The sequence below is a fragment of the Marinomonas sp. 63XJN7_9_ISO-PGPR-S23-217 genome (assembly GCF_056173515.1).
This window is the reverse complement of record NZ_CM149678.1, coordinates 3,072,737-3,091,835: the sequence shown is the minus strand read 5'-3', so window position 1 is coordinate 3,091,835 and position 19,099 is coordinate 3,072,737. Positions and strand designations below refer to the sequence as shown.

16 protein-coding genes are annotated in these 19,099 nt (G+C 44.7%); 12 read left to right on the top strand and 4 right to left on the bottom strand.

Annotation, left to right across the window (positions count from 1 at the left end; genetic code table 11):
- Positions 1-92 precede the first annotated feature (92 nt).
- Together AC0VYI_RS14440 and AC0VYI_RS14435 are read right to left on the bottom strand one after the other, a co-directional pair.
- Positions 93-1,853, bottom strand: coding sequence for a methyl-accepting chemotaxis protein (locus tag AC0VYI_RS14440; RefSeq protein ID WP_475443726.1), 1,761 nt, complete (start codon positions 1,851-1,853; stop codon positions 93-95).
- Between the two features lie 168 nt (positions 1,854-2,021).
- Positions 2,022-2,759 carry a hypothetical protein gene (locus tag AC0VYI_RS14435; protein ID WP_475443725.1) on the bottom strand — a complete coding sequence of 246 codons (738 nt, stop codon included), beginning with the start codon at positions 2,757-2,759 and terminating at the stop codon, positions 2,022-2,024.
- Between the two features lie 243 nt (positions 2,760-3,002).
- Here AC0VYI_RS14435 and AC0VYI_RS14430 point away from each other — a divergent pair, with 243 nt between their 5' ends.
- Together AC0VYI_RS14430 and AC0VYI_RS14425 are read left to right on the top strand one after the other, a co-directional pair.
- The gene (locus AC0VYI_RS14430) at positions 3,003-3,737 is read left to right on the top strand and encodes a response regulator (protein ID WP_475443723.1); all 735 of its coding nucleotides are present in this window, start codon (positions 3,003-3,005) and stop codon (positions 3,735-3,737) included.
- Positions 3,738-3,914: 177 nt separating this feature from the next.
- Entirely contained in the window at positions 3,915-4,616 is a 702-nt protein-coding gene (locus AC0VYI_RS14425; RefSeq protein ID WP_475443721.1) for a dienelactone hydrolase family protein, read from the top strand.
- A gap of 109 nt (positions 4,617-4,725) precedes the next feature.
- Here the strand turns inward: AC0VYI_RS14425 and AC0VYI_RS14420 are convergent, their stop codons facing one another.
- Together AC0VYI_RS14420 and AC0VYI_RS14415 are read right to left on the bottom strand one after the other, a co-directional pair.
- Positions 4,726-5,832 carry an ABC transporter ATP-binding protein gene (locus AC0VYI_RS14420; RefSeq protein WP_475443719.1) on the bottom strand — a complete coding sequence of 369 codons (1,107 nt, stop codon included), beginning with the start codon at positions 5,830-5,832 and terminating at the stop codon, positions 4,726-4,728.
- Between the two features lie 9 nt (positions 5,833-5,841).
- Positions 5,842-6,630 carry an IclR family transcriptional regulator gene (locus tag AC0VYI_RS14415; RefSeq protein WP_475443717.1) on the bottom strand — a complete coding sequence of 263 codons (789 nt, stop codon included), beginning with the start codon at positions 6,628-6,630 and terminating at the stop codon, positions 5,842-5,844.
- 208 nt (positions 6,631-6,838) lie between these two features.
- On the opposite strand from AC0VYI_RS14415, the gene AC0VYI_RS14410 reads away from it, so the two are divergent.
- From AC0VYI_RS14410 to AC0VYI_RS14365, 10 genes are read left to right on the top strand one after another with little or no spacing between them, the layout of a single operon-like run.
- A complete protein-coding gene (locus tag AC0VYI_RS14410) occupies positions 6,839-7,714 on the top strand; it encodes a carbohydrate ABC transporter permease (protein WP_475443716.1) in 876 nt (291 codons plus the stop codon).
- The gene (locus AC0VYI_RS14405; protein ID WP_475443714.1) at positions 7,714-8,565 is read left to right on the top strand and encodes a carbohydrate ABC transporter permease; all 852 of its coding nucleotides are present in this window, start codon (positions 7,714-7,716) and stop codon (positions 8,563-8,565) included. Before AC0VYI_RS14410 ends, AC0VYI_RS14405 begins: the two co-directional genes overlap by 1 nt.
- Positions 8,566-8,570: 5 nt before the next feature.
- Positions 8,571-10,712 (top strand): alpha-galactosidase, encoded by a 2,142-nt coding sequence (locus AC0VYI_RS14400; RefSeq protein ID WP_475443712.1) that lies wholly within the window; start codon positions 8,571-8,573, stop codon positions 10,710-10,712.
- On the top strand, positions 10,713-12,476 hold the full coding sequence (locus AC0VYI_RS14395) for an IlvD/Edd family dehydratase (RefSeq protein WP_475443710.1): 1,764 nt from the start codon (positions 10,713-10,715) through the stop codon (positions 12,474-12,476).
- Positions 12,476-13,282 carry an SDR family NAD(P)-dependent oxidoreductase gene (locus AC0VYI_RS14390; protein WP_475443709.1) on the top strand — a complete coding sequence of 269 codons (807 nt, stop codon included), beginning with the start codon at positions 12,476-12,478 and terminating at the stop codon, positions 13,280-13,282. Before AC0VYI_RS14395 ends, AC0VYI_RS14390 begins: the two co-directional genes overlap by 1 nt.
- A complete protein-coding gene (locus tag AC0VYI_RS14385; RefSeq protein ID WP_475443707.1) occupies positions 13,282-14,268 on the top strand; it encodes a 2-dehydro-3-deoxygalactonokinase in 987 nt (328 codons plus the stop codon). The genes AC0VYI_RS14390 and AC0VYI_RS14385 overlap by 1 nt, the downstream gene beginning before the upstream one ends.
- Positions 14,268-14,912: a 2-dehydro-3-deoxy-6-phosphogalactonate aldolase gene (locus AC0VYI_RS14380; protein WP_475443705.1), complete on the top strand. Its 645-nt coding sequence runs from the start codon at positions 14,268-14,270 to the stop codon at positions 14,910-14,912. Before AC0VYI_RS14385 ends, AC0VYI_RS14380 begins: the two co-directional genes overlap by 1 nt.
- A 39-nt stretch (positions 14,913-14,951) precedes the next feature.
- On the top strand, positions 14,952-15,812 hold the full coding sequence (locus AC0VYI_RS14375) for an SMP-30/gluconolactonase/LRE family protein (protein ID WP_475443703.1): 861 nt from the start codon (positions 14,952-14,954) through the stop codon (positions 15,810-15,812).
- Position 15,813: 1 nt separating this feature from the next.
- Positions 15,814-17,799, top strand: a complete 1,986-nt coding sequence (locus AC0VYI_RS14370; RefSeq protein ID WP_475443701.1) for a beta-galactosidase — start codon at positions 15,814-15,816, stop codon at positions 17,797-17,799.
- 41 nt (positions 17,800-17,840) lie between these two features.
- On the top strand, positions 17,841-19,073 hold the full coding sequence (locus tag AC0VYI_RS14365) for an ABC transporter substrate-binding protein (protein WP_475443700.1): 1,233 nt from the start codon (positions 17,841-17,843) through the stop codon (positions 19,071-19,073).
- Positions 19,074-19,099: the final 26 nt, after the last annotated feature.

Below are 19,099 nucleotides of genomic sequence, written 5' to 3'. Positions count from 1 at the left end.
TGTTCTTCCCTAGACGAAAAAACCAACTTGAAGGCAAACAAGTTGGTTTTTTTAGGCAAGCGAGTCGGTAAACGAACCGAACTCGACCTCAATTAGAAGTTAGCGATTTTCTTTAAATGACTGTGAGCGTCGTTCTCGTTGTCATTCAGTTGGTACTCATTCACGTCAGAAGCTAATTGATCCGCTTGACTGAGTAAACTTTCAGAGGCAGCAGCGGCTTCCTCTACCAACGCGGCGTTTTGCTGCGTCATTTCATCCATATTACTAACGGTTTTACTCACCTCATTCAGGGCGATGGATTGTTCCGATGAGGCGTCGGCGATTTCAGTCATAATCTCATTTACTTGTTTGATAGCATTGACGATGTTTTTCATCGTTTCACCGGATTCATTAACAAGCTCATTGCCGTTATTAATGTTATGGGCCGATTCCGAGATTAAATCTTTAATTTCTTTTGCGGCGTTGGCTGAGCGCTGTGCTAAGGATCTGACTTCCGACGCAACCACGGCAAACCCACGTCCTTGTTCTCCTGCGCGAGCTGCCTCAACGGCAGCATTTAATGCCAATATATTCGTCTGAAATGCTATACCATCGATCATGCCGATGATATCCGATATTTTTTGTGATAAGTTATTAATAGAAGACATAGTATTCACCACTTGCTCTATTAACTCTCCTCCTTTTGTTGCAATAGACACCGCGTTTGAGGTCAGTTCATTGGCTCGTTTTGCGTTCTTAGCATTCTGCGAAACCGTACTGGTCATTTCTTCCATGGTTGAGGAGGTTTCTTCTAAACTGGCTGCTTGTTGCTCAGTACGAACAGACAGGTCGCTATTTCCTGTGGAAATTTCACGTGCACTCACATGAACGGTTTCAGAGGCTTGACGTATTTGCACAATAATCTGCGTCATAGTATCGAAAAGCGAGTTAACCCCTTGGGAGATTGCCAACGTCCCTTCAAACTTGCCCTCAGTGGGAATTCTCTTTCTTAAATCTTTTCCTGAAGCGGCCTCAATAGCAGAATTGACTTGTTTAATGGTTTCTTGCAGTTGTTGTTCAGCAACTACTTCCTTTGTGATGTCGGTGGCAAACTTAACGACTTTGTATGGTTTGCCGGAAGAGTCACGAATAGGGCTGTAGTTTGCTTGAATCCAAACGACACTGCCATTTTTATGCACCCGAGGAAAACGTCCAACAAAATGCTTGCCTTGAGAGAGATCCTGCCAAAACTTTTTATATTCGTCGCTTTTTCTGTAGTGAGAGTCCACAAATAAACTGTGATGCTGGCCTCGGATTTCGCTGATCGAGTAACCTAATGTGTCTAGGAAATTTTTATTGGCATCAAGAATAGTGCCATCCAATTTGAATGCTATGACGGCTTGTGAAGCTGAAATTGCCGCTAACTGACTTTCATAATCGGCATTTTGATTCTTTTTATCAGTGATGTCTGTGGCATACTTAACGACTTTATACGGTTTTCCATTATCGTCAAAAATAGGGTTGTAGCTTGCTTCAATCCAAACAGGCTTGCCTTCTTTGGAGTAACGACAAAATTCACCTGCCTGGAACTCACCTTTTCCGATGTTATTCCAAAAGGTTTTATAGTCTTCGCTGGCACGATATTGAGGATCAACAAAAATGCTGTGGTGCTTACCTTGTAGCTCTTCTAATGTATAACCAAGGACATTTAAAAAGTTTTCATTGGCAAAGAGAATGTTTCCTTTTAAATCAAACTCTATGATTGCTTGTGAACGAGATATGGCAGCTAATTGGCCTCGTAAATTAATTAGCTCTTCCTTATCAACAACGACTTTACTGTCGTCTACAGGTGTTGAAAACCAGTTTTTAAACATGATCTAAGCATCCTATCCTAATAGCGGTTTAGTTGGACTTTTTCTGTTTTTAAAACAGTGTAATTTTTTTGTTGCTCTTTGGTTGTGATACAAAATTGATGCTAAATGCCTTATCCTAAGACTAGTAAAAAAAATCCAAAAATCCAAAAATCTTGAGAGAAATACGTTTCAATATGTAAACTCTTTTTTAATCAATGAATTAAGTGCTTTTTTGGCGCGTTCAAAGTCGATAGATTGCATGGCGCTTCTCAGTGCGCTCACTTCAGGAAAATCAAACTTTCCTAACCTCTCCTCAATATGCTGATAGCGATCTAAAGAACGTAAATTACAATTCTCAACAAGGTTTAGTAGAAAGACCAGCTCTTCATCTAAGTCCATTTCTTCTGTCTGGGCCAGCTGAGGGAATGGCGAAGAGGTGGTATCTGACGGTGCTGTGGCCAGAGAAATTTTATTCGCATGGGGTGTTGTTTGAAAAGAAGGATCTGATGCCTGCTGGCTATGCTTTTCTTCGTTTTTCGCAAAATAGCGTGAGACGGTATTGTTAAAAGCATGACATATCTGCTTTGTTTCCCTCACTTTCTCGGCTAGGTCAGAAGCCACTGAGGAGGGGAGGTGTTTTAATTGTGTTTCTAGATGATTCATATCAGCCGACAGTGCCATAAAGCCAAATGTGGCAAACCCACCTTTTAATATATGCAGCCCTTTTGCTGTCTGATCATTTATCTCTTCAAGATACGTTACTGCGGTCATGACTTCCTTTTGAAAAGCGAATAAGGCCATTTTATAGGTATCAAACGAGTCTAAAAACCGAGATAAAGCCAGATCAAATGTTGAGTCGCTAATATTAAATCCATTATTTTTGAAGTAATTGATAAAATCCAGTTTGTATGTTTGTTCGCTATCCATTTTATTACCCTTTAACTATTTGATGCATCAAGCTTATTCTATGGGTACCTGCTACGTGCCAAAAAGAGATAGGCTATGATCAGCAGATTGCCACGACACCGAGAGGCTGATGGTAAAAGAGCTTGCCTAGGGCACCGATATTTTTTTTTATTTATCTTTGTATCCATTAATGGCGACATAGGGATTCTTCACTATACTCATGATAAAAATAGGTGCTATTTAAGGATTGGACAAGGCCACAGGATGAAATTGATTACGAAAGAATTTGATCATACCCCTATCGTTCTTCTGGTTGATGACCAGCCCTCCGTTGCTTTTATTGTAAAAAAGGTTTTAGAAGGCTATTGCGAGTTGCTTTATGCCTCTCATCTCAGTAAGGCCCATGAGTTGTTGATAAAGAACGAAGTCGATCTGGTGTTGTTAGATATTGAGTTACAGGGAGAAACTGGGTGGGATTTCATTGAACAGCTTAAGTCTGTCTACGAGGTGTCTGATTTGCCTCCCATTATGTTCATTACCAGTCACACTGGTAGTGAGATAGAAGAAAAGGCTTTAGAGCTTGGGGCTGCTGACTTTATTGTGAAGCCCATTGTTCCTGCTATTTTAAAACTGAGGGTTATGAATTTATTAAGAATTAAGGCACTCGACAGACAAACCTTATTCTACAAAAATCAATTGGAAGATATGGTAGAGCATTCTGCAATGGTGATGTCTTTTTGGTCACTTAATTGGCAATGTTTGTACTTTCGTGATGGCGATAAGGAATTGGACACACCAGATTCACTGAAATTAGTCGATATTCTTCCCATATCTGTAGCAAGCCATGTGATGCAAGTCAGCACAGAAGAAGGGCACCATCATGTTCAAACACAAACGAATGTAGATGGTATCGAAGGGCTGACGATGACAATACGACACTCTAGTATATTTGGTGATTATGTTTTTCTGTCATTCACACGAGCGTCAGATAACGGTTGATGCTCAAGCTGCAGGTTCTTTGATTGACTTGTGTCATCTGCTAGAAAACCGTAGGGTGAAATGCGTAAATACATCGACATTTCTCGAAGTGAGTTTGTGAATCAAAATCGACTAGGTACACTCTCTAAAACATAATTCTATTAGCGTTTAAGCTAAGTTATTGCTTTGGAGGAATTTATGAACGGTTCATTTCAATCTCTTTTTGTTGATAATGTGTCTCGTCAGCATTATCAAGCCGATCCTGCTACAACGGAAAAGTCACATGTAAAGGTCGTTATATGGCCAACTTTTTCCGGCCTGACACAGTTTGAAAAAGACATTGCTGATCAAATTGCAGCCTTCGGGTACTCTGCAACAGCTTTGGATCTCTATGGTACGAATACTCCTGAAAGCATGGAAGATAAGCGCTCCATCATGGGGGTCTTACTTTCTGAAGAGGCACCATTACATGATTTACAACGTTCTCTAGTGGAAGTGGCTTGCCCAAATGCTTCTAGTAAAACCATTGTTCACGTTGGTTTTTGCTTAGGTGGACGTTTGTCTCTGGAAGCTGGGCTTCATTTGACTGGCAGTGCAGGGGCAGTAAGTTTTCATGGATTGATGAGTTTCTATCGCGGTGCCAAAGAAGACGTCAACCGAGATGTGAAAATTATGGTGCTAAATGGCTATGATGATCATTTAGTCAGTGATGAAGATTCACAGTCAGCGAAGCACTACTGGACAGAGTTAGGCATTGATTTCCAATTTATGGATTTTGGTAATACGATGCATTCTTTTATGTTGCCAAGTGCGAACAATCCAGACCATGGTAGTATGTACAACCCAACGGTTGCTAAGCGTGGCTACCATTATCTAGAGCATTTTTTGAGTGAGTTTTAAATCTATATTTAAACCGCTCTTATCCGAGATAATACGATTAAATGCCCTCACTTGAGGGCATTTTTATATGGCGTCGGTTTTTTTGCTGTTTTACCGTGGTCTTATTTTGTTATTCACGCACCGGTACGGGCCGATCAATTAGCGCCTCTCCTTTTTGGTTAAAAAGGTAGCAGTCTTGTTTATTGATACCGACCTCAACAGATTCACCATTCTTAGTTAAGTTCTGGCCGCTGGCTTCGATGGTTAGTTTGTGGCCCTTATGTTCACCATATAGGAAAGTGGTGCCACCTAAATGCTCTGCAACATCGATTTTTACACTCAATGTAAAGTCGGCATTTTGTGTGGTTTCACTGACATGTTCAGGTCTCAGGCCAAGTTTTACATGGTCGTTTTTCGCGACCTTGACGCCATCCACTTCTAATTGGATGATTTGCCCTGCCACATCAATGGTGGCAAGATCGTTGCCATCGATTTCCAGTACTTTTGCATCTAAGAAGTTCATTTTTGGCGAACCAATAAAACCTGCGACAAACTCATTGGCTGGGTTATGGTAAAGCTCAAGTGGCGAACCAACCTGTTCGACTCTTCCGTCGCGTAATACGACAATTTTGTCGGCTAAGGTCATAGCTTCGACTTGATCGTGGGTGACGTAAATCATCGATGACTTTAAGCGGTTATGCAGCTTAGCTATTTGAATGCGCATGTCGACGCGAAGCTCTGCATCCAAGTTAGATAGGGGTTCGTCAAAAAGAAACACATCCGGTTGTCGTACAATGGCGCGACCAATGGCAACCCGTTGACGTTGGCCTCCAGACAGCTGTTTGGGTTTGCGTTTAAGAAGTGGCTCCAGTTGCAGTATGCTGGCGGCATTGGCCACTTGCTTTTTGATTTGCTCAGGATCGCCTCCTGTCATGCGCAAACCAAAACTCATGTTTTCCTCAACAGTCATATGCGGATACAAGGCATAGGACTGGAATACCATGGCAACACCGCGATCAGCCGGAGCAACATGGTTCATGTTTTGTCCATTGATCTCTAGAGAGCCTTCGGTGATGTCTTCTAAGCCAGCAATTAAACGCAGTAGCGTTGATTTACCACAACCAGATGGACCAACAAAGACGACAAATTCACCATCTTCTAGGTCTAGATTGACTCCATGAATGGTTTCGATGTCATTAAAGCGTTTGATGACGTTTTTTAAAGTTATTGTTGCCATGAAATTACCTTACTGCTTGTCGGAGGCGATGGCCCCCATACGAGTGGAGACTTTCAAGCAAGCTTCTTTAACCAGTGCTTGAAAGTGTTGGAAACGCGCGTCATCGACTCGAAATTTCGGGGCGGTGATACTAAGCGCAGCGATGGGTTCGTTTAAATGGTTAAAGATGACCGATGCAGCACATTGAATGCCTTCTTCATGCTCTTCTAAATCTAGTGAAATCTTGCTCTCACGAATGTCGGACAATCTGGCTTTTAGGTCGTCCGCATTGGTAATGGTGGTCGGTGTGTGACGAATAAAGGATTGCGCTTTTATTGCTTCATCTAGTTGATCCTCCTTTAGAAATGCCATCATGGCTTTTCCTACGCCAGTACAATAACCTGGGCCTTTTTTACCAACAGCCGAGAATAAGCGTAAGCTTTTTTGGCTTTCCAGTTTGTCAATGTAAATGACATCACCACGGTCTAACACGGCTAAGTGGATGGTTTCACCGGTTTCCTTCCATAGATGCTTCATTTGGTCTGCGGCGATATCTCTTACATCAATTTTTGACCAAGACTGATGAGCTAACTCTAATAAACCATACCCTGGATGGTAGGTTTGGGCGTCTTCATCGAAGCGTAATAAACCTTTATCGACAAGTGAGAGCAAAATACGATGAGCTGTTGCTTTAGGTAAATCTGCGCTTTCAACAATCTCGGCGAATCTTAGAGGTATCTCAGACATGCACACCTTCTGGAGCAAGCTTAGTGCTTTATCCAGAGAGGAGCCTCCGCTTTTGGTCTCCGATTTTGTCATGGTAGTTCTCCAAAAAGTAAGCTTAATAATCTTGATGTCTATATATGGAACTCGGTTCCATTATTTTTTTATTAAGTGTTGCAAAAAATGGAACTTTATTCCATTATTTTTTTAGGTGAGTTGTCTGTCAAGAATGATGACCCTTTATTTAAATAAAAATAGTTATAACTCTAACAAAAATAGTAATAAAAATAAGAGGTGGGTTAGCATGCAGAAATTGCATCGCAAACAACAACAATGGATGCCGATTGCCTTCCTTGCACCGGCCGTCATTTTGTTTTCAGTGTACGTTATCTTCCCCATTGTTCAGAGTGTTTGGTTAAGCTTCTATCAATGGGATGGGCTTGGTGAAAAAACCTTTGTTGGCTTTGGTAATTATATTGAGTTGTTTCAGGATGATCAGTTCTGGACCGCATTTGTCAATAATATTTACTGGTTGATTTTTTTCATGCTAGCGCCACCTATTGGTTTATTGCTGGCATTGTTTTTAAACCAAAAAATGATGGGCATTCGCTTTGTTAAAGCCATGTTCTTCTTTCCTTTCGTCATCTCCCAAGTGGTGGTTGGCTTAGTTTTTTCCTGGTTCTATGATCCGAGCTTTGGTCTGTTCAATAAATTCATTGAACTGTTTGGCTTTCAGCCGATTGCGGTCTTGTCGGATCCAAATGTGGTTACCTTTGGCATTATTGCAGCGGGATTGTGGCCGCAAATTGCCTATTGCATGATTTTGTATCTCACAGGGTTAAACAATCTTAACCCAGACCAAATTGAAGCGGCCCGCTTAGATGGCGCTTATGGCTGGAAAATGCTGCGTCATGTGATTCTTCCTCAGCTAAAGCCAGCGACGTTTATTGCTATTGTGGTTACCGTCATCGGTGCTTTACGAAGTTTCGATTTAGTGGCGACCATGACTTCTGGTGGACCATTTGGTAGCTCCAGTGTGCTGGCTTACTTCATGTACGAACAGTCGATATTCAATTATCGCGTGGGCTATGGCGCCGCTATTGCCACGGTCTTGTTCCTGATGATGGATATCTACATTGCCTACTTTCTATGGCGCATGCTGAAGAGTGAGAAAGCCTAATGTTTCCTACCCCAATCGAAAAAAGATCATTACCTTTTAATATTAGTTACCGTGTCGCGGTTTGGATTGCCTTAATTTTATGGCTCCTACCTTTGATTGCAGTGTTATTAACCTCAGCGCGTTCTACAGCGGATTTAAATGCGGGAAATTACTGGGGGATTCCCACCCAGTGGATGCTTGTGCAGAACTATGAGCAAGTCTTTACGCAAACCCCCATGCTGCGTTATTTATTAAACTCCATCATTATTACGGTGCCAGCTGTGATTGGCGCGGTGTCTCTGTCGACATTAGCTGGATATTCCCTGGCGAAATTTAAGTTCCTTGGGCGTATGGGATTATTTGCGACTTTTATCGCTGGGAATTTTGTTCCCTTTCAAATTTTAATGATACCCGTACGAGATTTAACCATTCATATGGGCTTGTATGATACCGCCAGTGGTTTGATTTTATTCCATATTGCCTTCCAAACAGGGTTTTGTACCTTGTTTATGCGCAACTTCATCGTGGGCTTGCCTGATGAGTTGATAGAAGCGGCAAGGGTGGAAGGGGTGAGTGAGTGGAAGATTTTCCGCCATATCGTCTTACCCTTGGTCAGGCCTGCGCTAGCAGCTTTGGCTGTGCTTATTTTTACCTTTGTTTGGAATGATTATTTTTGGGCCTTGGTCTTGGTGCAAAGCGATGATGTACGCCCGATTACCGCCGGTATCGCTGCCTTGAAAGGTCAGTGGATGGCATCCTGGCAGTTAATTTCGGCTGGCTCCATTGTTGCCGCGTTGCCTCCGGTGATGTTGTTTTTTGCCATGCAACGACACTTTATTGCGGGTCTAACGCTCGGTGCAACGAAGGGGTAATGGTGATGAAAAATACACACGATATTGCTCTGTATCGTCAGGATAGACAGAATCAAACGTTGGTGATTGCTTGCCCACAAGATGGCGCGCCAGAATTGCTCTACTTTGGACGAGCTTTACCAAAAGACACGCACTTAAACAGTCTTTATTGGTCTCAGCAGCAAGCAATTCAGCAGGCATCCCTGGATGTACCCGCTCCAATGAGTTTGATTCCTGAAGCAGGTCGGGGTTGGTTGCAATCTCCTGGGGTAGAAGCCAGCGCAGTGGATCGGCCTGCTTGGGCAATGTGTTGGTCACTGTCAAGCGTTCATCAGCAAGCGGATGGCTTTTTGATTGAGTTGGAAGATACTCGGGCTCAGCTTGCTGTGGCATTGTCTATTGGTTTGCAATCATCTGGGCTGTTACGGCAACAGCTGACACTGACGAATCAGGGACAAGCGAATATTACTGTTCATCGTCTTGCCTGCACCCTGCCAATTCCACCACATTTCACTCAGATGCTGAGTTTTTATGGCCGTTGGTGCCAAGAATTTCAACAACAACGAAGTGAGTGGCAAAGTACCTGGTTGCAAGAGAACCGTCATGGTCGTAACTCTCATGCTAATTTTCCGAGTGTGATTCTGGGCGAGCAGGGTTTTAGTGAAGAACAGGGGGAGCTGATTGGCGCACACTTAGCGTGGAGTGGCAACCATCGGCTTAAAGCAGATTACACCATGGAAGGCCATCGGTATTTGCAAGCGGAGGCCCTCTATTTACCTGATGAGATCGTGCTAAGTTCCAATCAATCGATCAGTACCCCAGAGTTATTAGCCAGTTACAGTCGTGCGGGACTCAATATGATGAGTCAGGTATTTCATCAGTATGCTAGAGAACGACTCGCGCTAAGCAAGCCCCGTCCGGTGCATATTAATACCTGGGAAGCTTTTTATTTTGACCATGACATAACGCGTTTAAAGGCCCTCGCTGATAGTGCTGCTCATGTTGGTGTTGAACGCTATATCTTAGACGATGGATGGTTTCGAGGGCGCAGTAATGATCAAGCAGCACTAGGGGATTGGTTTGTTGATCAGGAAAAATACCCTAACGGTCTGACGCCGTTAATCGATCATGTGAAAGGGCTGGGCATGGAGTTTGGTTTGTGGTTTGAGCCAGAAATGGTGAATCCCGATTCCGACCTTTATCGCTCCCATCCAGAGTGGGTTTTGCAACTGCCACAATACGATGCGGTTCTCGCTCGCCATCAACTGGTATTGAACTTAGCGAAACCAGAAGTGTATGACTACCTACGAGAACGCCTGTTTAGCTTATTAAAGGACTATCCAATTGATTACATTAAATGGGATATGAACCGAGATTACACCCAGCCAGGTGGTGAGATCCGACCACAAGCTTATGAACAGGTTGTTGCTTTGTATCGTCTGCTTAGCGAATTAAATACTGCGTTTCCGGACTTAGAAATTGAAAGTTGCTCATCCGGTGGCGCTCGCGTGGATTTCGGTATTTTGAACTTTACTAAGCGTTTCTGGGCATCTGACTGTAATGATGCTTTTGAGCGCCACAGTATTCAGCGAGGTTTTAGTTATTTTTTCCCGCCTGAAGTGATGGGCTCACACATCGGGCCGGATCAAAGTCATACCACAAATCGCATCCACGATGTGGCGTTTCGTGCAGGTACCGCCATGTTGGGGCATTTGGGTATTGAGTGGAATTTGTTGGATGCTAATGCTGAGCAAAAAGCGACTATTGCCCGTTGGATCTCTCATTATAAAGCCTATCGTTCAGTTCTGCATTCAGGCCGTAATTGGCGTTTACCCAGTGCCGATGGTCGAGCGCAAGCTCAGTGGGCGTTGAGCGAGGATGGTCAAGAGGGTCTATTGGTTTATAGCCAATTGACGATGCCGAAACAGGCGCAAACCTTACCCGTTCGTTTACCCGGGCTAGAAGCTGAGCAGAACTATCAAATTAGTGTATTGGAACACAGTCCATTACCTGGGCACTTGATGAAAGCTTTACCTGCGTGGTGGAAAAACGACCTTATTTTAAATGGCGCGACGTTAAGTCAATTAGGACTGCAACTACCAATATTGGATCCAGAATCCTTATTAATGCTGTCTATTCGCGCTGTATCCCGTTTGGAGGCTCAGTAAATGACCGATTCTACGAAAGACAAAAAGGATAGCCAACCAGTCAATGGCGAGAAAAAACCACTCCGTAGCCAACAATGGTATGGCAAGTTAGATAAGGACGGTTTTATTCATCGCAGCTGGATGAAAAATCAAGGTTTGCCAGACCACAGTTTTGATGGTCGTCCTGTGATTGGTATTTGCAATTCTTGGAGTGAGTTGACGCCTTGTAATGCCCACCTTCGTGAATTGGCTGAGTACGTAAAACGTGGTGTATGGGAGGCAGGAGGAGTGCCTCTTGAATTCCCGGTAATGTCCCTTGGCGAAACACAAATGAAACCCACCGCCATGTTGTTTCGTAATTTGATGAGTATGGACGTGGAAGAATCCATGCGCGCCTATGGAATGGACGGTGTGGTGCTTTTAGGTGGTTGTGACAAAACCACACCAGCGCAATTAATGGGCGCTTGCTCAGTGGATTTGCCGACCATTGTTGTCTCATCTGGCCCCATGTTAAACGGTAAATATCGAGGCAAAGACATTGGCTCTGGCACGGATGTGTGGAAATTCAGCGAAGCAGTTCGTGGTGGAAAAATGAGCCTAGATGAATTTATGAGAGCGGAATCCAGTATGTCTCGCTCCCGTGGTACCTGTATGACCATGGGTACTGCCTCGACCATGGCGTGTTTGGTGGAAGCACTGGGAATGTCCTTACCTGAAAATGGCACCTTGCCAGCTGTGGATGCGCGCCGTCAGGCATTGGCGCATTTAACTGGCGGTCGAATTGTTGAGATGGTCAAAGAAGATCTAAAACCCTCTGATATTTTGACGAAGGCGGCGTTTGAAAATGCCATTCGAGCCAATGCAGCCATTGGTGGCTCCACTAATGCAGTGGTGCACTTGCTCGCAATCGCCGGTCGTTTGGGAGTGAAACTGACTCTCGATGACTGGGATCGCATCGGTGCCGAGATGCCTTGTTTGGTGGACCTAATGCCATCGGGTCGCTTTTTAATGGAAGATTTTCATTATGCTGGTGGTTTTCCTGCGTTGATTCAACGTTTAAGTCACCTGTTTGATATGTCGGCCAATACGGTCTGTGGTGCAAGTTTAGGTGAAATCACCTCAGGTGCGGAGTGTTTCAACGATGAGGTGATTCGCCCCCTTGATAAACCGCTGAGAAGCAATGCAGGGATTGCTGTTTTGCGGGGGAATCTGTCACCACAAGGGGCGATTATTAAACCCAGCGCAGCAACCCCCGAATTGTTACAGCACACAGGTAAAGCTGTGGTGTTTGAAAACATTGAAGACTACAAAGCTCGTATCGATTCTCCTGAGTTAGCGGTCGACAAAGATTCCATTCTGGTTCTGAAAGGTTGTGGGCCAAAAGGCTACCCAGGTATGCCAGAGGTCGGCAACATGCCATTGCCCAGTAAATTATTAGAACAAGGTGTCACGGACATGGTGCGTATTAGTGATGCGCGTATGAGTGGTACTGCGTTTGGTACGGTGGTTTTGCATGTAGCACCGGAGTCGACCATGGGCGGGCCATTGGCCTTGGTTCAAAATGGCGATGAAATTACGTTAGATGTGGCAGGTCGTGGTCTGCATCTGCATATCAGTGCGGAGGAAATGGCGAGTCGCAAAGCCGCATGGCAACCAGAAGAGAGCCAATATCACCGTGGTTATGCCAAGTTGTACATTGATCATGTAATGCAAGCGGATGAAGGTGCTGACTTGGATTTCTTAGTCGGTAATAGTGGCTCAAAAGTGAGTAGGGAGTCTCATTAATGTCAAACAATAAAAATAATAACCAGAACGATCTGAATTCGACTCAAGCTTATCCTCAGTACCCCAGTTTATCGGGGCGTCATGCTTTGGTGACAGGGGGCGCATCGGGGATAGGTGAGGCATTGGTTCGTGCGTTGGCGCAACAAGGTTGCTTGGTGAGCTTTTTTGATATTGATCAAATCGCAGGCAAAACCTTGTCGGAAGAGCTAAACGGCAAAGGGCTGAAAACACATTTTAGCAGAGTGGATTTAACGGACATTGAGACACTGAAAAGTACGATTATAGAGCGGATAGCCGATTGGGGAGCCATTCGTCTTCTCGTCAACAACGCCGCCAACGATCAGCGCCATAGTCTGCAAGATTTTAGTTCAGAGCAGTTTGATCAATGTATGTCAGTCAATTTAAAGCCTCACTTCTTCACGGCTCAAGTGGTTGCTCCCGCCATGGCTGAAGCTGGGGGCGGTAGCATTATTAATATGAGTTCTAACTCTTGGATGTTGGGCTTGTCTGGTTACCCAGGTTATGTCACGGCCAAAGCCGGGATTTCTGGTTTAACCAAAGGCTTGGCTCGAGAACTTGGCGGGCAAAAAATTCGGGTTAATACGGTTTTACCGGGGTGGGTGATGACGGAAAAACAAAAGCGTCTTTGGCTGACTCCAGAAGCAGAAGCAGAACTGATGGTTCAGCAAGCTCTTAAGGAAAAAATTGAGCCAGAAGATGTGGCGGATCTAGTGTTGTTTTTGGGGTCTGACAACAGTCGTATGATTTCAGGACAAAGTCTTGTTGTCGACGGAGGGCGTTTGTGATGACACAGACTCGTCCAGTGTTTGACTCAGATCCTTTTGTGCCTTTGTGTATCGCTGTGGATTGGGGAACGACCAATTTGCGTGCTTTTCTAATGGATCAAACTGGACATATTCACGCCCAGAGAAGCAGTGATCGAGGCATGCTAACCCTCAATAGCGACGAGTTTGAATCTGTTCTACAGAATTTTTTAGGCGATTGGTTGCACCCTGATGTGCCTATTTATATGGCAGGCATGGTGGGCAGTCGTGGAGGCTGGCAAGAGGTACCTTACCAAGTTTGTCCGATGCAACTCGACACACTTGCTGAGCACTTGTGTTGGCTTGATAGTCATTTGCCTTGTGAGGTAGCCATTGTGCCAGGGCTTCAAGGGATTGGTATCAGTGGGCATTTCGATGTGATGCGCGGTGAGGAAACCCAGCTGTTAGGGGCGATGGATTGGCTGTATGAACAAGGTCAAGCGGATCAAGCTGTGTTGTGTTGTTTACCAGGCACCCATAGTAAATGGGTCCCCCTGTTGAAAGGGGAGGTAACTCAGTTTTCGACCAGTTTTTCGGGGGAAATGTTTGCGCGATTGAACAATGAATCCAGCTTGGTGAAGGGGCTACCTAAGCAGGATTCCCTGAATAAAGAAGGCTTTCAACAAGGTCTATTAGCCAGTCAGCAAGCGGGTGGCTTATTGCATCATCTATTTAGTGTTCGCAGTGACTCTGTTTGTGGACGTTTACCAACAGAGCAGGTGCGAGATTATCTCTCTGGAATTGTTATCGGGCACGATGTGAACGATATGCTGGCTGCGCAACCGCAACCTATCAGCAGCGTGTTGATTGTTGGTAGTGAACATCTCTGCGAACGATATCAAGTTGCCCTGTCGTTTCATCAGGTAGCTTCTCAATGTTTGGAGGCCAGTGAAGCGAGTATTCGTGGTTTAACACGCTTGGCTCGCCAGCAAGTGCGTCAGGAGCAACAAATAGGAGAAAAGAAGTAATGAACACATCTTTTAATGAGTTAATGGCTGAGTTTCCTATGGTTGCCATTTTACGGGGCATTAAACCAGAGGAGGTGGTTGAGCATACTCAAGTGTTAATTGATTCTGGTTTTCGATTGATCGAAGTGCCACTGAATTCACCGGATGCCTTTACCAGTATACGGCTATTGCAACGCACTTTTGGTGAGCAGGCTTTGATTGGTGCGGGTACAGTGTTAACCATGGCGCAATTGACAGAACTGGTGGCTACGGGCGCTAAGTTGATGGTCTGCCCCCATACGGATGTGGAATTGATTAAGGCTGCGAAAGTCGCAGGCATGTACGCCATGCCTGGTTTTTTTACGGCGAGTGAAGCTTTTGCCGCACTTCATGCGGGGGCGGATGCCGTTAAATTATTTCCTGCCGAAGCTTTACCCAACATAAATGTTGTGAAGGCTCTGGGGGCAGTTATTCCACAGGATGTCTGGTTATGTCCTGTTGGCGGTGTGACGGCAGATAACGTGCCGGACTATTTTGCTGTTGGTGCAAGAGGGTTTGGTCTGGGGTCGGCTTTATACAAAAAAGGTCAGTCGGTTGAGGTGACCAAAGTCAATGCGGATGCCTTTGTGGCAGCTTGGAACGATTATAGACAAACATCTGTGTAAGTGACCAGAGAAGAAAAGGTCATAACAAGGAGAATAATAATGAAACAGATTAGTACCCAGCGTCATCAATTGGCAGAAGGGCCCTTTTGGAGTGAAGCGGAGCAAGCTTTGTATTGGGTCGACATTCCTGCCTGCCAAGTATGGTGTTGGCATCAAGAGGATAATCGATACGAGCATTGGACCTTGCCAAAGAAAGTGTCTGCGGTTTTCACCACACAAAGTGACCGGCTGTTAGTGGCAATGGCCGATGGTGTTGCTTATTTGGATAAAACCACCACAACGTTGGATTACTTGTGTGATTTAGACAGTGACCTCCCTGGCAATCGTAGTAATGATGCTAAGTGCGACCCTGACGGTGTGTTGTGGGTAGGGACGATGGATGATTTAGAGCAACAAATGACAGGGCGGTTATGGAAAATTACGCCTGAAGGCAAAAAAGCGTTAATGCTGGAGAATCTTGGTATCAGCAATACGTTCGCTTGGGATGAGGGGCGTGGGCGCTTTTACTTTGGCGACACAATGACACGTCGAATTCACGCTTATCCTTACCCTGAGTTTTATGATGTTCGCCTACAAAAGCCCTTTGTCGAAGTGAAAGAAGGGGTTGGAAACGATGGCTCTTGTATTGATCTTGAAGGGTGTCTCTGGAATGCAAATTGGAATGGTGCTCGTATTGTGCGCTATAGCCCAGAAGGGGAGATGTTGCAGACCATTGAATTGCCTTTTGCCAAGCCGACCTCGTGTGTGTTTGGTGGGCCAGAAGGAAAAACCTTGTTTATCACATCCGCTAGCGTGGATACCTCCGCTGAGCAATTGGCAAATCAACCACTGTCAGGTCATGTGATAGCGATTGAAATGGATGTAGCTGGCGCGCCAAGTCAGCCATTTGCGGGAGCATAATATGAAGTTAGGCGTATGTTATTACCCGGAGCATTGGCCCAAAAGTCGTTGGCAGCAAGATGCTCAAGAGATGCGTAAAATTGGCCTTGAGTATGTGCGTATTGGAGAGTTCAGCTGGAGTACCATTGAGCCTGAGCCCGGCGTGCTGCATTGGGAATGGTTAGATGAAGCATTGGATACACTCCACCAACATGGTTTAAAAGTGATTTTAGGGACACCAACAGCGACACCGCCGAAATGGCTGGTAGATCGTCATCCTTCTATGTTGGCAAAAGACGAGCACGGCAGAGTACGTCATTTCGGGTCACGTCGCCATTATACTTTTGCTAGCCTTGATTATCGGGAAGAGTGTCGTCGAATGGTGACGTTAATGGCTGAACGTTACGGCCAACATCCTGCGGTAGCGTCTTGGCAGATGGATAATGAATATGGTTGTCATGATACGGTGCTGAGTTACGCAGAAGCGGACTTAATGGCGTTTCGCCTCTGGTTAAAAGACAAATACGGCACTATCGACCGCTTAAATACCGCCTGGGGAAATGTCTTTTGGAGCATGGATTACCGTTCGTTTGAAGAGGTCGACTTACCTAATTTAACGGTGACAGAAGCCAACCCCTCCCATCGTTTGGATTTTCAACGCTGTTGTTCTGATCAAGTGGTTGCGTTTAATAAATTACAGGTGGACATTCTTCGTCAGTATGCGAAAGGACGAGATTTGGTTCATAACTTTATGGGCTTTTTTACAGCCTTTGATCATCACAAGCTGGGCCAGGATTTGGATGTGGCGAGTTGGGATTCTTATCCTCTAGGTTTTCTGGATCAAGAAACCTTTTACAGTGAAACAGAAAAGCACACTTATTTGCGAATTGGGCATCCCGATGTGGGGGCGTTTCATCATGACCTATATCGTGGCTGTGGCAAAGGGCGTTTGTGGGTCATGGAGCAGCAACCTGGTCCGGTAAATTGGGCACCTCATAATCCAACACCGATTGATGGTGCCGTCAGGCTATGGGCTTGGGAAGCGTTCTCCCATGGTGCTGAACTGGTCTCTTATTTTCGCTGGCGACAAGCACCATTTGGCCAAGAGCAAATGCACACTGGCTTGCTACGACCTGATGGTCAAGCGGCAGAAGCGGCCAAAGAAGCGGCTCAAGTGGCACAAGAGGTGCGTGATTTATCACAGGAACTAGGGTTGAATGCCGAGGAGTTAATGGCGTTACCTAAATCAGGTAACGTTGCCTTGATGTTTGATTATGACGCTTGTTGGTCATTGAATATTCAGCCGCAGTCTCGTGCTTATCGCTATCTTTCTTGGTGTTATCGTGTTTATGAAGCACTACGTGAATTAGGTTTGTCGGTTGATATTGTTTCTAGCCAAGCGGCTTTAGATACCTATCCATTACTCGTACTTCCTGCACAGGCGCATATTTCTAAAGACCTGCAAGCAAGATTAAATAGTTACCAAGGGGTGTTATTAGCGGGGCCGCGTACGGGCAGTAAGACGGATACGTATCAGATTCCTGAAAATCTAGCGCCGGGGCCGCTGGCGAACTTATTGCCATTGACGGTCGAGCGGGTCGACGCTTTACCAGACCATACTCAGCCATCAGTCTTTGGCCTTTGGGGAGAGGGGGCGTTATGTCATTGGCATGAACAAATTTCCACGGATTTACCTTGCTTGTTAAAAGACGAGGCGGGCAAGCCTGTTTTGGTGGGTTGTAATAAACATTTTTATCTTGGCTCCTGTCTCGATAAGCCTTTGCTTAAAGCGAGCCTTGCTAAATTGTGTGAAAAAGCGGGATTGGTAAGCGAATATCTGCCATTAGGTGTGCGTGTTCGAGAGCGAGGAAAATTGATGTTTGCCTTTAACTACGGCCCACAAACGGCTCACTATCGGCCTAATAATGCACAGTGTCTGCTTGGTGGTGAGTCGTTACCACCTGCTGGGGTCGCTATTTGGCAGCGTGAATTAACGAGTAATCAATAAGACTGGTTTCCATCAATAACAACAAAAAGAGGATGTATTGTATGAAAAGAATACCTTTGTTTTGTATTGGAGCTTTGGCGTCTGTCGCGGCTTCTTTATCTTACGCAGGGACCTTGGTCATTAATTCGGATCAGGCGGATCCTGCGCCAAAAAAAGCCTTTCAAGAGGTACTTCAAAAGTTTGAAGCGGAAAACCCAAATATTAAGGTCGAGTATAACCTCTACGATAAAGAAGGCTATAAAACCGCTATTCGTAACTGGCTTGTGACCAGTCCCCCTGATGTGGTGTTTTGGTACTCAGGGAATCGGATGAAGGGATTTGTTGATAGAGGCTTATTTGAAGATGTCAGTGATATTTGGAAGCAGGAAGGGTTAAAAAAATTGATGCCAACGGCCATCGCCGCATCAACATTGAATGATAAACAGTGGGGTATTCCTTACTCTTATTATCAATGGGGGATTTACTATCGAAAAGATATTTTTGCAAAATTGGGCTTAAAAGTCCCTAAAACTTGGAAAGAGTTTTTAGCGGTCAATGCTAAATTGAAAGCCAATGATATCACGCCAATTACCATAGGAACTAAATACTTATGGCCTGCAGCAGGGTGGTTTGACTACCTCGATTTGCGTATTAATGGCTTGAAATTTCATATGGATTTGATGGATGGCAAAATTGCCTATACGGATCCGCGCGTGAGAAAAGTATTTGAGTACTGGGATCAATTAGTAAAACCGGGTTACTTCTTGAAGAATAATGCTTCTTACTCATGGCAAGAGGCACAGCCGTTCTTGTATAACGGTAAAGCAGCGATGTATTTGATTGGTAATTTTATTACGCCCAACTTCCCAAAAGATTTAGAAAGTAAAATGGGCTTTTTCCCGTTTCCAACGATTAATCCTAAAATAGCTGATGCGGAAGAAGCGCCAATGGAAATTGTTAGTATTCCATCAAAAGCCAAAAATAAAAAAGATGCTAAGAAATTCTTAGAGTTTATGGCGCGAGCCAGTACTCAGACATTGCTCAATGCGGCATTGTTACAGATACCACCAAATAAAGATGCCCATGCACCAAATGATGTGTTCTTAAATGAAGGGGTGAAAATGCTCAAAGCGGCTTCTGGTACCTCACAGTTTTATGATCGTGATACCGATCCAGCAATGGCGCGAGAAGGTATGAAAGGGTTTCAAGAGTTTATGATGGAGCCAAATCGTCTTGATTCGATTTTAAAACGTTTGGAGCGAATCAGAGAGCGTGTATTTAAAGTGCAAAATTAGCACTTGTCTGATATCTCAATAGAGCT